Here is a 13,622-nt window from a genome sequence, read left to right as displayed (position 1 = left end):
GGAGCGACTATTGGCGCATTATGCGGTTTTGTTACGGTGATTCGTAGCGTGCAAACAAGTCTGCCGGCAGACCCGGCGGAGATCGTGCTAGGCGGGTTTACCGGGGTTCTGGCTGGAGCAACAGCAGGCTGTGCGGCCGGTAGAGCATTAGGACATCAGCTTGATGTCAATATTCTCAAAAACTATAGGTGCAATGCCTGTGGCTTTTGCTTCACCTGACCTGAAGAAATATAGATCAGCTGCGCTGAGGCAGGTAATACCGAAAAGTACAGAATTTCCGATTCTTTCTCTCGTTCATGAGGTCGCTGGCATCCATGATGGAACGCCAGCGATTTATGCCGTCTCGTCCCATTTCTTTGTAGTAGATCGTGAACATGATCCCGAATGTCTCTGCTGGCAACGTTCTTGTTGATCGATGTGTTTTCGAAATATATAAAATATTATTTTTCACCAAGAAATAATGATAGTTTTACTGAAATTAAGCGAGGGGGTCTTGTGCTGGAAAAGTCATAATTCATTACAAGCCTAACCGTGCTGAGGAAATAGTGCTAAATCTGACCAATGAACCAGTCATCTATGTGCTGTTTCATATTTCTCAATAGTGGTCGTCTTTCGGATTCGGATAATATTTCACTGCTGTTTACCAAAAAATAAATTTGCCGGCGCACAAAATCAGGAACATTCTCAAATACATTCATGGCTAACGTTCTTAATCTAGACCTATCAAGACAGTGAGCCCCTAGAGTGATTGCTTCTCTGAAAAAAATAATATTATCTGTGTATAAATGCCTATCGATGACGCCATGCACAAATCCAGGCTCCATAAACAAGGGGTGGCCTGCAATTCTTAATATTGGGATCTGTAACGGATAGGCGCACTCCAACCACTCAACAGAATCAAAAATAGTTTTCTTTATTGCTTCGCGCTTTTCTTGATCAAATTTTTTCACTTCTTTAATCAAGGCATCCGCTATATAAAAAATTGAGGTTATTTTTTTATCTATTAAAATCTTTAGAAGATCAACATCTTGGTCGACATATACAAAATACTTGACCACCAGCTTTATTTGTTGTTCTATATCAAAATCAGAGCTATTAATGAATCCATTGATTATTTCGTCTTTTGATATTTTCTTTATTTTCTCAAGAGCCTCTTTTCCTGGTTCCCTGTAAAAACGAGAGATTGAGGATTTGCCGCTTACACGGATCGCACGCTTTACTTCTATCTTTTCCTCTAGGTCTATACCTTGATGCTCCCCTTCAGATAGTTTATTTGTAAACTGAGAAATCTCTTCGGCATCAACTATTTTAAAGATATCCGTCTTCCTGTTATTTAACGACAATCCTTCGTCCGCAAGAAGATTTGTCAAAATCTCAATCGCTTTTAATGCCTCAGCTTTTGTTTCGGAGAATATTCTGAAATCGTCAACATACCTAACAAAAACAATCCCATAATTTTTTAACTTGGCATCAACGTCCAATAAAACCGCTTCGGATAAGATGCGACTGGCATCAGAACCAACAGGGATGCCATAACTCCTGCGATCGCCCGCCCAAAAATACAGCATTTCTCGGACAAGAGAAACATATTTCTTGTTGCATCCAAGATCAAGAAGGTGGTTTTCAAGTGAGTGATTGCTTATGCGATCAAAAAAATTCGATATGTCCGTAACGACCTTCCATTTCCCAATACGATCGCGGGAAAGCTCGGATGATCTTTGGCGAAAACTGTCATATCCAAAATTTTGATCAAATATTTCATCGCTTTTTTCTGACAAGCGATGCGAATGCACTATCCGCTCATGCTTGGGGATGCGAGCTGCTTCAATTTCATGGAAAAGCATATATGAAACAGCTAGATATTTAACAGCATCAAAGGGGTCCAGCCAAGCGCACTGACGGAAACTGTTTTTATCTTTCGCGACAAGGCCGCGGCGTGCCGGACCTATTCTTTCTCTAGTTAAGTCAGCTGCTTTCAAGAAATCAAGCGCTTTTCCATAAGCAACTTTACGAAATGCGTCTGCGTTTTTTGAAAGAATAGAACTTTCCACAGATAGAGAAAAGACAGGAGGTTTAAATACGTCATCAGACCCTTTTTCAAGAATTCTGTCGATTGCCAGATTAATCGCAAGATCTGCCAGATGAAATTCTTCTTTTTCCACAGTGCAACCTTTTTGGAAATTAATTCGACCTTATTGGAAAGGCGGAAGTATGAGGGTTTTGTGGCTAAATATTATTTTTGATTTTCTCATCCATATATCACCCTCAAAATCTTTTCCTCAGGGGGGGCGAGGTTGTCCAAGTCTGTCTGCCACTACCGCCCCGAAGCTGATATATCCTCTTTCCTATTACCCGCTGCAAATCCTAATACAGCATCATACGAGACTACGGCAGCAAGACCGATAGCACCATCGGTGTTATCGGCAGCTTGGCTGGCAGCTTGATGGGCATGTTGCTGGGGTGCATCATGGGTTGTTCAACCGGTCATAGCTATAGTCGCCAACTTGACGTCTTGGTACTCGACAGCTACGAATGCCAAATTGCGGCCATATGTTCCACATGCCTGTGGCTTAGTAGAGATTTTCCTGTTTACCACCATAACGCCCACGCCACTAGCAGTCAGAGTTAGTGGCATGGGTGTTTTTCTGTCTCTTTCAAGGATTAAAACATGCATCTCGTCGAATCCATGGCCTATGTTGGCCAAACGCCCTGGCATGGCCTGGGCAATGAACTCGCCCGCCACCAATCGCTTCAAGTCTGGGCACAGCAAGCTGGCATGAACTGGCACATCCAAGCAGGGGATGTCCGCTACATCGCCCAAGAAGACCACCTGGGTTCCATTCATGCTTTTCCCGGCCAGAAAGTCCTGTACAGATCGGACACCAAAGCCCCACTGTCCGTAGTCTCTGACCGTTTTCAGGTCGTGCAGCCGGAGGAAATCCTGTCCTTCTACAAAGACCTGACGGAGGCCGGGGGCTACGAACTGGAAACCGCTGGCGTTTTGAAGGGCGGACGCAAGCTCTGGGCGCTGGCTCGTACCGGCCAGAAGGCTGTCCTCAAAGGGCGGGATGAGGTGAATGGCTATTTGCTGCTGGCTACGGCTTGCGACGGCACATTGGCCACCACGGCCCAATTCACCTCTGTCCGGGTCGTCTGCAACAACACGCTGGCGATTGCCCTGGGTGACGGGGCAGGTGCCGTGCGTGTGTCGCATCGCAGCGTCTTTGATCCTGACAGCGTGAAGCGGCAACTGGGCATTGCCGTATCCAGCTGGGACAGCTTCATGGTTCGCATGAAGGCACTGGCCGACTGCAAGATCACGGACACCGCCGCAGAGGCGTTCTTGCGTCGTGTGCTGACCTATCCAGCTGCAGCTGATGGTAGGCAGCCAGCCGTCAACAATCGGGCCTTGAAAAGCGTCCAGGAACTCTACAACGGGCACGGCATGGGTGCGGAGCTTGGATCGGCTGCTGGCACCGCCTGGGGGCTGCTGGGTTCTGTGACCGAGTTCGTGGACCACCACCGCCGATCCCGCAGTACGGATCACCGACTGGATGCAGCATGGTTCGGCCAGGGTGCTGCGATCAAGCAGAAAGCCTGGGATGAAGCCCTCAAACTCGTCGCCTGACGAATGTTGGCTGTTCACGTCTTCCGTTCGCACCCATCAACCCCATAAAGCCCGGCAGCGCCTATGCGCTGACCGGGTTTCGTCATTCTGGAGGTTTTCATCATGGCATTACCCAACCGCAAACCAGATAGCCGCCCCGCGCTACGTCTGGTCGATACCCGAAAACTGGATCGCACCGAATGGCTGGAAGTCCGAAAGACCGGCATCGGCGCATCGGATGCAGCCGCAGCCGTGGGACTGTCTCCCTACAAAAGCCCGCTGGAACTGTGGCTGGAAAAAACCGGGCGGGATGACACATTGCCCAAACCTGATCCCAAAGACACCACGGAACCTGTCTATTGGGGAACGCTGTTGGAGCCGATTGTAGCTGCGGCCTACACGCAGCAGACCGAGCGCAAGGTACGCAAAGTTAATGCGGTTCTACAGCACCCCCAGCACTCTTTCATGTTGGCGAATCTCGACCGTGAAGTGATTGGCAGTCCTGCCGTACAGATCCTGGAGTGCAAGACCGCCGGGGAATACGGCGCGGCCCTCTGGCGGGAGGGTGTGCCGGAATACGTGCAGTTGCAGGTTCAACACCAGTTGGCCGTCACTGGCAAGCATGCAGCAGATGTGGCGGTGTTGCTGTGCGGCCAGCGCCTGGATGTTCATCGCATCGAACGTGACGATGAGCTGATTGACCGGCTGATCAAGCTTGAAGCCCGGTTCTGGGATTACGTCATCAAGGACACCCCGCCGCCTGCCGATGGATCAGAGTCGGCTGATCGAGCTTTGCGTTGTCTGTATCCCGGTAGCGGCCCCACAGTGGATTTCAGTGACGACCGGACGCTGTCCGCCACCTTTGCGGATCTGGTCATGATGCGGGCCGACATCAAGGATCGGGAGGCCCAGGCCGAAAATCTGAAGCAGACCCTGCAGCAAGCCATGGGCAATGCAGACAGCGCTCAATTCGAGACAGGCCGCGTTACCTTCAAACGCAGCCGGGATGCCACGCTGCTCGATGTCGATAGGCTGCTGCTGGATCACCCGGAGCTGGTCGTGGCCTACGCCAGCACACGCCCTGGTTCCCGGCGCTTTCGTGTGCTGACATGAACGAAGCATCCTCTACCCATTCCACTCCCTCGTGGCTCGCCTCTGGCGGGCCTTTTTCGTTTATAGGAGCCTCACCATGCTCAAAGGCTTTACCATCACCCCGCCCATCGTCGGGCGCATCTCCATTGGCCGAGTTGTCGAACGAAACGGCAAGCGACTGCCCGAGAAAGATGACCAATTTACGCTGACCACCCAGGTACAGAACCATGATGGCTGGATTCTGCATCCGGCTCACGAGGCATTGTTGAAGCAATCCCAGGCGACGAAACTGCGCACCATCCCGGTCATGCTGCCTTTTAATGATCCCGACCTGAACCTGCGGGCCGAATACGTCCAATTCAACCGGGAGACGGGCCGACCCGTGGCGATCAGCGATGGGCTGACTTGCCAGCGCCGGACTGGCACAGACATGGAAACCATCACTTGTGCCGCCAGCCCGGATTGCTGCCGTCATCAGAGCGACACCAAGCCCTACGGACGGCTGTATGTGAAGATCGGAGAGGAAGACGACATTGGCGTTTTCATCTTCCGAACGACTTCGTACAACTCGATCCGGACGCTGGCCGCCCGTCTGCGATATTACGCCGCCGCCTCTGGGGGCCTTCTGGCGACGATGCCGCTGGAATTGAAGCTACGCGGCAAGTCCACGACGCAAAGCTACCGGACACCCATCTTCTATGTCGATCTGGTCATTCGCGACGGTATGACGCTACCTGATGCCATTCAGGAGGCACGGAGGGCCGATGCAGAACGTCAGGCACAGGGTTTTGACCAGGCGGCACTAGATGAGGCTGCACGGCTAGGATTTGGGAATGGGTCATTCGAGGAAACCGACGAGGATCTGCCTGCAGTTGCGGAGGAGTTTTTCCCGGAAGAGTCGGGGAAAGTTTCACCTCACGAGGCAGATCTGACGCAGCCCCAGCCGCGCTCTCTCGCGGCCAAGCTTGCGGCCAAGGCCGCAGTTGCTGCGTGACGGGCTGCGAGTAGGCATCAGATCTGGCGTTTTTTACTGCATAAGCTAATCCAATGGGAAGAGGGGGCCGCTTGACGGCGGCCTCTGCAAGGGAGGTTCCATGAAGCAGATTTTGGCCCTTGTGGGCTTCGTTGTGGTCGTCCGCCTGGGCATTGAGCACTGCCGTCGTTGTTGGTATGACCGGCAAGATGCCGAGCGCTGGCGGAGGCGGTGTGGGGGATAGGTGAAGCCACCAAACTCCTGGGGTTGTTCCCCTCGTGCGAGGAACTAAGTATCTGCGCCAAGTTGCGGCTCTGGGGGGCTCGTAGCAGACCGCAGTATTGGCACTGTCGCACGCCTGCACCTGTCCGCACTGAACCAAATGTCGAGCCGATGCGTAGGCATGGAGTGTCAGAGACTGATCCAAACACCAGAGCTGATGTCGATAAAGGATCTATATCAGAATTTATCTGCAGTCAAGACATCTGCTATTCGGTAAATATATTCCGTCGAGCAGACGGACTGTGGGGAGATGTGTAGTTCGCTCAGAATGGATTCCATCGCGCGATTTTCCGTTATCTATTCCCAAGTGGAGTCCGAAATGTCTCAACCTGCACAACCCTCTCACCAGTCGGTACCCCTTCCCACGCCTCCCGGCGCGTCTGGCACTAAATTGTCGCGTGCCGAACGGTTTCGCGCACGTTTCCCGCAGCGCTATCGCGTAGTGACTGTGGCCGATGCTGCTCCTGCAGCCCAGGCCGCCGATTCGGACACGCCCGATTCCGTGGCGGAGGTCGAGGCACCCGCCACGGTCAATCTGCACACGGCCGGGCGCATCATTCGCCTGCCCGAGTTGTGCAAACTTGTCGGACTGTCGCGGTCAGCCATTTACGACCGCAGTCGCAAATTGTCGCCACGGTACGACGCCAGTTTCCCGAAGCGCATCCATCTCGGGCCGCGTACGGTTGGGTGGCTCGAGGCCGAGGTCATGGCTTGGATCAAGGCCCGCGCTGCTGCGCGTTCGGACGAGTAGCCCATCACAGGGCGAAACGACCTGCGAGGGTGGCGAAGCGCTGGCCCCCGCAGGACAGGACCGCATCGCAACGTCGGGAACCAATCTGCATGCAAACCGGCTCGGATCGTCGAGGATTCCCCCGCGTTTCAGACAAAGGTGCATGCAGTAGCTTCCGCTGCTGTTGGCACCAACTCGATGTACGCAGAACGTTGTGGTGTGCAGACACCAACCGGAATCCTTCCGGCTTTGGGGACGCATTCCATACACAGCAATTCAGGTTTTTTTGATATCCAAATATCACCCAGATATAAAGTGATCAATGGATGTCAGAGTCATCCAACACAATATCAATGATAGCAATGAGCGGAAAAGAAAAGCTCGTCTCTGTCCTATGGAATACATGTATGAATATGATTGATGCAATGCAAGGAAAAACCATATACCACGATTTCTCGGGAACTTCTGTACAGTCTGTGATTTTCAATGATTATCACGATGCGCAATGGATTGTGAAGGCCATTGACATCCTGAAATGCATCACCCGCTCGGAGGGCGACCTGTTTGCTACCGTCGAAAACAAAATCGATGCGCTCGGCGCGAAGAGCTTTACGGTGAAGCCTCGCAATCATCTGGCCAATAGTCTGGTTGTCCTGCTGCACGACCAGTTCGCCCACACGCTGACCAATTTGTTTCCAAACTACCAGGTCAACCCATACCTGCAGGCCTTTGTGCAGAATCGGCAGTATTTTCCGCTTTCCATGGATGTAAGAACGCCTCGTCTCCCTATGACTGTGGCGTACGATTTGAGCAAATGTCTGAATTGCCTGGTGACTGCCCTCCGCCAGGATGCTCAGCGGCCCGATTTCAAGGAGACGGTCCGCAACTTTGAGCGCTCCGCAAACAAAAACCACCGGAGTTTGATCGGTTATATCAACGGATTGTTCACGGCATATTCGAAATTGCTTGTCATTCGCCTCGACCTGGAATACATGGCCGACGATGCAACGGGCTGGTCGCTTGGTCTCAAAATACCCCACGATCAAGTGGCAGCGGATCGCGATATTTTTTTTCGAAGCCTGCCGGGGCATTTGAAGCAGAAGCTCGACAAGGATGTGCTGGTCGGCTTTTGCTGGAAGCTCGAATATGGCCCAAGGACCGGGTGGCATTACCACACCCTGGTGTTTCTGGATGGGCAGAAATCCTGTGAGGATGTCACGCTCGGGCAACTGATTGGTGAGCGGTGGATGGCTGTAACCAACAATCAAGGCCGGTACTATAATTGTAATAGCAGGAAAATCGTATATAGCCGCCTTGATTCCCTCGGAATCGGCCTGATCGATTATCGTGATCGTAAGACACGCAAGAATCTTGAAAACACCGTGGCCGAATATCTGACCAAGGTTGATGCCTGCGTAAAGTTGAAACTGCCTGACGGCGCTCGTTCGTTCGGCAGAGGGGTGACACCAAAGCCTGGTCCGAAGCGGGGGCGGCCTCGTAGTGTTTCCGGCCCCTCAGGCCAGCTTTCCAGCGGGATGTAGTTGCGTCCTTTAGGCCTTCGATGCTTTCGTAGCCTCGAAGGCCGCATGGACTTTGGCATCGGCATCCTTGCCGGTGCCCATCCACTTTTTCAAGGTACGTTCCATTCCATCAGAAGATAATCCTTCTGTAATGCCTCGGTTGCGTTGAAACAACGTGATTGGACCTTCTTGCGTTTCCCTCAAAAGGGTGTTTTCCACAAACTCGCCAATAAGCCTATCCCGCATGGCATCGGCGGCTTTCTGTATGCTTTCCCAGCCTTGTTCAGGGCGAAGGTCGTGAAGGAGCCTGATAACCTCGTTCTTGACCTCCTGCAGCTCCCTTGCTTTCGCGTGGCCACCATTCGCCTTCTGTGGCGAATGCTGTCCTACGAAGTAGTTCTTTTCATGGATGGCCAACAGTTGATCAAGCGCACATCGTGCTTCGTGCTGAATGTATGCGGCCGAGTTGATGTTTCCTAGAGATGCCTCATGATCGCTTTCGATCAACCGCAGACATACTTCCTGGACTTTTGCCCTGATAGCTAGGCGGCCAAACTGGTATGGAGGACCAGCAGCTAAGTCAAAGGCCAGTCTCTCAAGGAGTCCTGACATACCTAGATCTTCGAAAACTCGGGCATAAGGCGTATTGCCGAACTCTACCTGTGCTGCACGGTATTCATCTTGCTCCCGTTTCTGTTTCTCTGTCGGAAACACGAGGAGTGTGTCGTATATGCTGCCGTACTTCTCACAGACGGCCATGTAATTTGTGACTGCATTGGCATACGCTTTCGTGTGATTGGAAAACGCAACCTCTAGCTCTTTCATTAATTGATCATAAGACTCTCCGGATCGATATGTCTTTGCAATAGCACGCCATATGTCAGCAAGTTGTGCGTGTATTTCATCTGACCTGGTATATGGACGTAGATTATCCTTCACCAGCGAAGGAATGTTTTTATCGTTTCTGGAGTCGTCCCAGTATCCAGTAATGCTTCTGTTCATCTTGGGAGTGGCTGCGGGGGGGGAATATCTGGCGCGATGACGAATCTCAGGCACATTCACGCCTGTTCTTGAACTCTGGTGCCGGGGAATGGCACCACTTCGCCGCTCACCTTGATCTGATCCAGGTAGTCGGCCCATACCTGCATCATTTTTCTACGCTCTTTCAGGAATTTGGTCCGGTTATAGGCACTGCCGAGACTATCCGCAACCCGGTGTGCAAGCTGGTGCTCGATGATTTCTGGTGCGAAGTGCAACTGCTCGTGCAGCATTGTCCGTGCCATGGCTCTAAAGCCGTGCCCCGTGATTTCATTGACGGTGTCGAACCCCAGGCGGCGTAATGCGGCATTGATGGCAGCGCCGCTCATGGGCTTTTTGGGAGATCGGCCTGGGAATACGAACTCTCTGTGGCCCGACAACGGGTAAAGATCGCGCAGGATGGCGACTGCTTGCTTGGGTAGCGGCACAACATGGTCTTTACGCGACTTCATTCGTTCAGCGGGGATCAGCCACTGTGCAGCCTCTAGATCGAATTCGGACCAACGTGCGTTGCGAAGCTCTCCTGGGCGTACAAACAGCAGTGGGCCGAGGAGCAGGGCGCATTTGACCTGGAAGGTACCAGTGAATCCATCGAATGCTCGCAACATGGCTCCCACTTCGGCTGGCTCTGTGACGGAAGCAAAGTGCTTGTGCTTGAGAGGGGGGAGCGCATCACGCAGGTCTCGGGTAGGGTCGCTGTCGGCACGACCCGTTGCTACGGCAAAACGCATGATTTGCCCAATATTCTGCATCACCCGGTGGGATGTGTCCTTTGCTCCACGTGCTTCAACTCGGCGTACGACTGACAGCATCTCAAGAGGGGACAGTTCGGAGATTGGGCGAGAGCCAATCCAGGGGAATACATCGCGTTCCAGTCGCTGGATGACCTTTTCGGCGTGGCTTGCTGCCCAGTTTGGTTTTTGTCTCGCAAACCACTCGCGAGCCACATCCTCAAAGCTGTTCGCTGCTGCAATCGTGGCAGCAGCTTTCTCAGTCTTACGCTGTTCGCTAGGGTCTACGCCGGATGCCACCATGGAGCGAGCCTCGTCGCGTAGGGCTCGGGCGGCCTTCAGTGACACGTCTGGGTAGATCCCGAAGCTGATAGTGCGCCTCTTACCTGCGAAACGGTAGTCAAAGCGCCACCAGCGCCCTCCATTCGGCCGCAGCAGTAGGTAGAGGCCCTTTTCATCCGATAGTTTGCGAGGCTTTTCACCGGGCTTGGCAGTTTTGATCGCGGTTTCGGAGAGCGCCATGACGGTAACTTTTTTCGGAATTGACGGTAAGCATAGGGGTTACCGTCGATGTTACCGTCAAGAAACCGTGGCTTGCAACGAACACCTTTGGACGAGTCTGAATGAAAAAAAGGCCGGAAATCTAGTGTTTATCTAGGTTTCCAGCCCTTTTTTGGACCGCTTGGTACTGATCTGGAATGAATTCTGGTGGAGACGAGGAGGATCGAACTCCCGACCTTCGCATTGCGAACGCGACGCTCTCCCAGCTGAGCTACGTCCCCGAAAGACGAGCATTCTAGCACAGAAAATCCCAATGAGGGCAAGGCTGGAATGAAGAATCGGACAGGCCACTGCCGGTACATCCGGGTGCGAATCTGGCTGGTCGTGGTTTCCCCGATTCAGCCTGCCTGCATGCCGCGCTACCCTGTGCCCGGCTGCGGCCGCTCATGCCGGGCGGCGATCATCGGAGGACATGTCATGGCCGGATCGTTGGAGCGCGGGCGCACGCGCGTGCGGGGATTCGCGGATCCCGAAATGGATTTCCAGCTCATGCGCCAGCTGGGCACGGCGCGCTATGGCGGAGCCGCCGTGGGCGAGTGCCTGGCGCTGGCCGCCGGGATCGGGGACGCAGATCCGGACGCCTGGGTGCGCGCCTTCGGCCAGGCGGCCGCCCGCCAGGAGGCCGATGCCGAGGCGCGGGCGTCCCGAGGACATGGGATCAGTGCGCGCGACCAGTATCTGGTGGCCTGCAACAGCTACCGCGCGGCGGAATACTACCTGCGGGTGGACGACTCGCTGCATCGTGAGCATGGGCTCGCGAGCCGGCGGGCGTTCCTGGCCGCGATGCGCAGCGGCGGGATTGCCTGCGAGCCGTGGTGGTTCGAACTGGATGGTCTGCGTCTGCCCGCCTACCATGTGCGTGGCCCGGGTTCGGCGGGGGATCGTCTGCTGGCCATTGTCAGCGGCTTCGACGGGACGCTGGAGGAAACCTACATCGCCTACGGCGCCGCAGCCCTGGAACGCGGCCATGACCTGCTGCTGTTCACCGGGCCGGGCCAGATGGATACCTGGCGCTTCAATGCCGCCAGCCACTTCGTGCCGGATTTCGAGCGCATCGGAAGAGCCGTGGTGGACCGCGCCCTGGCGCTGCCGGGCCTGCGGGCCGAGGGGCTGGCGCTGATGGGCATCAGTTTCGGCGGTTATTTCGCGGTGCGAATCGCAGCCCACGAGCCGCGCATCGGCGCGCTGATCGCCAATTCGCCCATCGTCGACCTGCATGCCTACATGACTTCGTTCATCGGCCTGGATCCGGCAGGGCTGTCCGATGCCGACGATTTCGGTCCGGACGATTTGCCGCATATCCCCGATACGGTGATGAACGCCCAGACGCGCGAAATGGCCCGCAACCTGATGCTGCGGTTCGGACAGGCGAGTTTCCGGTCGACTTACCGCTATTTGCGCGAGTTCCGGGTGGACGAGGGGGCCCTGGCGCGGATCGCCTGCCCCTGCCTGGCCCTGGTGGGCGAGGGCGAGGGGGGCGAACCGCTGCGCCAGTCGCGGCTGTTCGTGCGCTCGGTCGCCGGGCTGGCGGACGAGCACGTCTTCACGGCCGAGGAAGGCGCCGACGGGCATTGCCAGACAGGCAACCTGGGACTTTCGGCGGCCGTCGCGATGGACTGGCTGGACGAGGTCCGGGGTCATGCCGCGACGATATAATGCTGGATTGATTCCAATCTCAGGCTTATCCGGACCCCCATGAGCACAACCATTCTTGAAAACCTGCCGGTCGGGCAGAAGGTCGGCATCGCCTTTTCGGGCGGGCTGGACACCAGCGCCGCGCTGCTGTGGATGAAAAACAAGGGCGCGCTGCCCTTCGCCTATACGGCAAACCTGGGGCAGCCCGACGAGCCGGATTACGACGAGATCCCCCGCAAGGCCCTGCGCTACGGTGCCCAGGGCGCGCGCCTGGTCGACTGCCGTGCGCAACTGGTGGCCGAGGGCATCGCCGCCCTGCAATGCAATGCCTTCCATATTTCCACCGGCGGCGTGACGTACTTCAACACCACGCCCATCGGCCGTGCGGTCACGGGCACGATGCTGGTCTCGGCCATGCGCGAGGACGACGTTCACATCTGGGGCGACGGCAGCACGTTCAAGGGCAACGACATCGAGCGTTTCTACCGCTACGGCCTGCTGACCAATCCCGACCTGAAGATCTACAAGCCCTGGCTCGACCAGCAGTTCATCGACGAACTGGGCGGTCGCGCCGAGATGTCCCAGTACATGCAGGAAAACGGCTTCGACTACAAGATGTCGGCGGAAAAAGCCTATTCCACGGATTCCAACATGCTGGGCGCCACGCACGAAGCCAAGGACCTGGAGCACCTGGATTCCGGCATCCGCATCGTCCAGCCCATCATGGGCGTGGCGTTCTGGAAGCCCGAAGTCGAGGTCAAGCCCGAGGAAGTCACGGTGCGCTTCGACCAAGGCCAGCCGGTGGCGCTGAATGGCGTGGAGTATGCCGATCCGGTCGAGCTGATGCTCGAAGCCAACCGCATCGGCGGCCGCCACGGCCTGGGCATGAGCGATCAGATCGAGAACCGCATCATCGAGGCCAAGAGCCGCGGCATCTACGAGGCCCCGGGCATGGCGCTGCTGCACATCGCCTACGAGCGCCTGGTGACCGGAATCCACAACGAGGACACGATCGAGCAGTACCGCATCAACGGCCTGCGCCTGGGTCGTCTGCTGTACCAGGGCCGCTGGTTCGATCCCCAGGCCATCATGCTGCGCGAAACCGCCCAGCGCTGGGTGGCACGCGCCATCACCGGCGAGGTCGCCCTGGAATTGCGCCGGGGCAACGACTATTCCATCCTGGATACGCGCTCGCCCAACCTGACCTATCACCCCGACCGCCTGACGATGGAAAAGGGCGAGTCCATGTTCTCGCCGCTGGACCGCATCGGCCAGCTGACGATGCGCAACCTGGACATCGTGGATACCCGTGCCAAGCTGTTCACCTATACCCAGACGGGCCTGCTGACCAAGACCGGCCAGTCGGACATTCCTCAGCTGAAGCAGGACACGCCGGCGAAGTAATCCGTGCAGGGGGCTGCGCGCCCCTTGCACTCCGCGTGATCCGAGGCTC

10 protein-coding genes and 1 tRNA gene are annotated in these 13,622 nt (G+C 55.4%); 7 read left to right on the top strand and 4 right to left on the bottom strand.

Features of this window, described 5'->3' with window-relative positions; translation table 11 throughout:
* Window positions 1-548: 548 nt before the first annotated feature.
* Entirely contained in the window at window positions 549-2,162 is a 1,614-nt protein-coding gene (locus ABD022_RS02390; RefSeq protein ID WP_343819847.1) for an RNA-directed DNA polymerase, read from the bottom strand.
* Between the two features lie 506 nt (window positions 2,163-2,668).
* On the opposite strand from ABD022_RS02390, the gene ABD022_RS02385 reads away from it, so the two are divergent.
* From ABD022_RS02385 to ABD022_RS02365, 5 genes are all read left to right on the top strand, one after another.
* Window positions 2,669-3,628: a DUF932 domain-containing protein gene (locus ABD022_RS02385; protein WP_343819846.1), complete on the top strand. Its 960-nt coding sequence runs from the start codon at window positions 2,669-2,671 to the stop codon at window positions 3,626-3,628.
* Window positions 3,629-3,730: 102 nt separating this feature from the next.
* Window positions 3,731-4,720 carry a YqaJ viral recombinase family nuclease gene (locus ABD022_RS02380; protein WP_343819845.1) on the top strand — a complete coding sequence of 330 codons (990 nt, stop codon included), beginning with the start codon at window positions 3,731-3,733 and terminating at the stop codon, window positions 4,718-4,720.
* 76 nt (window positions 4,721-4,796) lie between these two features.
* Entirely contained in the window at window positions 4,797-5,693 is an 897-nt protein-coding gene (locus ABD022_RS02375) for a recombination directionality factor (RefSeq protein ID WP_343819844.1), read from the top strand.
* A 529-nt stretch (window positions 5,694-6,222) separates the two neighbouring features.
* On the top strand, window positions 6,223-6,705 hold the full coding sequence (locus tag ABD022_RS02370; protein WP_343819842.1) for a helix-turn-helix transcriptional regulator: 483 nt from the start codon (window positions 6,223-6,225) through the stop codon (window positions 6,703-6,705).
* A gap of 386 nt (window positions 6,706-7,091) precedes the next feature.
* Window positions 7,092-8,225, top strand: coding sequence for a YagK/YfjJ domain-containing protein (locus ABD022_RS02365; protein WP_343819840.1), 1,134 nt, complete (start codon window positions 7,092-7,094; stop codon window positions 8,223-8,225).
* Window positions 8,226-8,234: 9 nt separating this feature from the next.
* Here ABD022_RS02365 and ABD022_RS02360 read toward each other — a convergent pair whose 3' ends face one another.
* From ABD022_RS02360 to ABD022_RS02350, 3 genes are all read right to left on the bottom strand, one after another.
* Window positions 8,235-9,206 (bottom strand): hypothetical protein, encoded by a 972-nt coding sequence (locus ABD022_RS02360; RefSeq protein WP_343819839.1) that lies wholly within the window; start codon window positions 9,204-9,206, stop codon window positions 8,235-8,237.
* Between the two features lie 56 nt (window positions 9,207-9,262).
* Entirely contained in the window at window positions 9,263-10,495 is a 1,233-nt protein-coding gene (locus ABD022_RS02355; RefSeq protein WP_343819837.1) for a tyrosine-type recombinase/integrase, read from the bottom strand.
* A 184-nt stretch (window positions 10,496-10,679) separates the two neighbouring features.
* Window positions 10,680-10,755 (bottom strand) — tRNA-Ala (locus ABD022_RS02350).
* 196 nt (window positions 10,756-10,951) lie between these two features.
* On the opposite strand from ABD022_RS02350, the gene ABD022_RS02345 reads away from it, so the two are divergent.
* On the top strand, window positions 10,952-12,190 hold the full coding sequence (locus ABD022_RS02345) for an alpha/beta hydrolase (RefSeq protein ID WP_343819835.1): 1,239 nt from the start codon (window positions 10,952-10,954) through the stop codon (window positions 12,188-12,190).
* A 39-nt stretch (window positions 12,191-12,229) separates the two neighbouring features.
* Window positions 12,230-13,573, top strand: coding sequence for an argininosuccinate synthase (gene argG / locus ABD022_RS02340; RefSeq protein WP_325124980.1), 1,344 nt, complete (start codon window positions 12,230-12,232; stop codon window positions 13,571-13,573).
* Window positions 13,574-13,622: the final 49 nt, after the last annotated feature.

The organism is Castellaniella daejeonensis, from assembly GCF_039523555.1.
Lineage (GTDB): Bacteria > Pseudomonadota > Gammaproteobacteria > Burkholderiales > Burkholderiaceae_B > Castellaniella > Castellaniella daejeonensis.
Note: the sequence above shows the minus strand (reverse complement) of the source record. Positions and strands in the feature narration are given on the sequence as shown.

Excerpts from the sequence above, each read along its gene's own strand:
- ABD022_RS02385 (WP_343819846.1), top strand. The coding sequence starts at position 2,669 with ATGCATCTCGTCGAATCCATGGCCTATGTTGGCCAAACGCCCTGGCAT.
- ABD022_RS02380 (WP_343819845.1), top strand. The coding sequence starts at position 3,731 with ATGGCATTACCCAACCGCAAACCAGATAGCCGCCCCGCGCTACGTCTG.
- ABD022_RS02375 (WP_343819844.1), top strand. The coding sequence starts at position 4,797 with ATGCTCAAAGGCTTTACCATCACCCCGCCCATCGTCGGGCGCATCTCC.
- ABD022_RS02370 (WP_343819842.1), top strand. The coding sequence starts at position 6,223 with ATGGATTCCATCGCGCGATTTTCCGTTATCTATTCCCAAGTGGAGTCC.
- ABD022_RS02365 (WP_343819840.1), top strand. The coding sequence starts at position 7,092 with ATGAATATGATTGATGCAATGCAAGGAAAAACCATATACCACGATTTC.
- ABD022_RS02360 (WP_343819839.1), bottom strand. The coding sequence starts at position 9,206 with ATGAACAGAAGCATTACTGGATACTGGGACGACTCCAGAAACGATAAA.
- ABD022_RS02355 (WP_343819837.1), bottom strand. The coding sequence starts at position 10,495 with ATGGCGCTCTCCGAAACCGCGATCAAAACTGCCAAGCCCGGTGAAAAG.
- ABD022_RS02345 (WP_343819835.1), top strand. The coding sequence starts at position 10,952 with ATGGCCGGATCGTTGGAGCGCGGGCGCACGCGCGTGCGGGGATTCGCG.
- argG (WP_325124980.1), top strand. The coding sequence starts at position 12,230 with ATGAGCACAACCATTCTTGAAAACCTGCCGGTCGGGCAGAAGGTCGGC.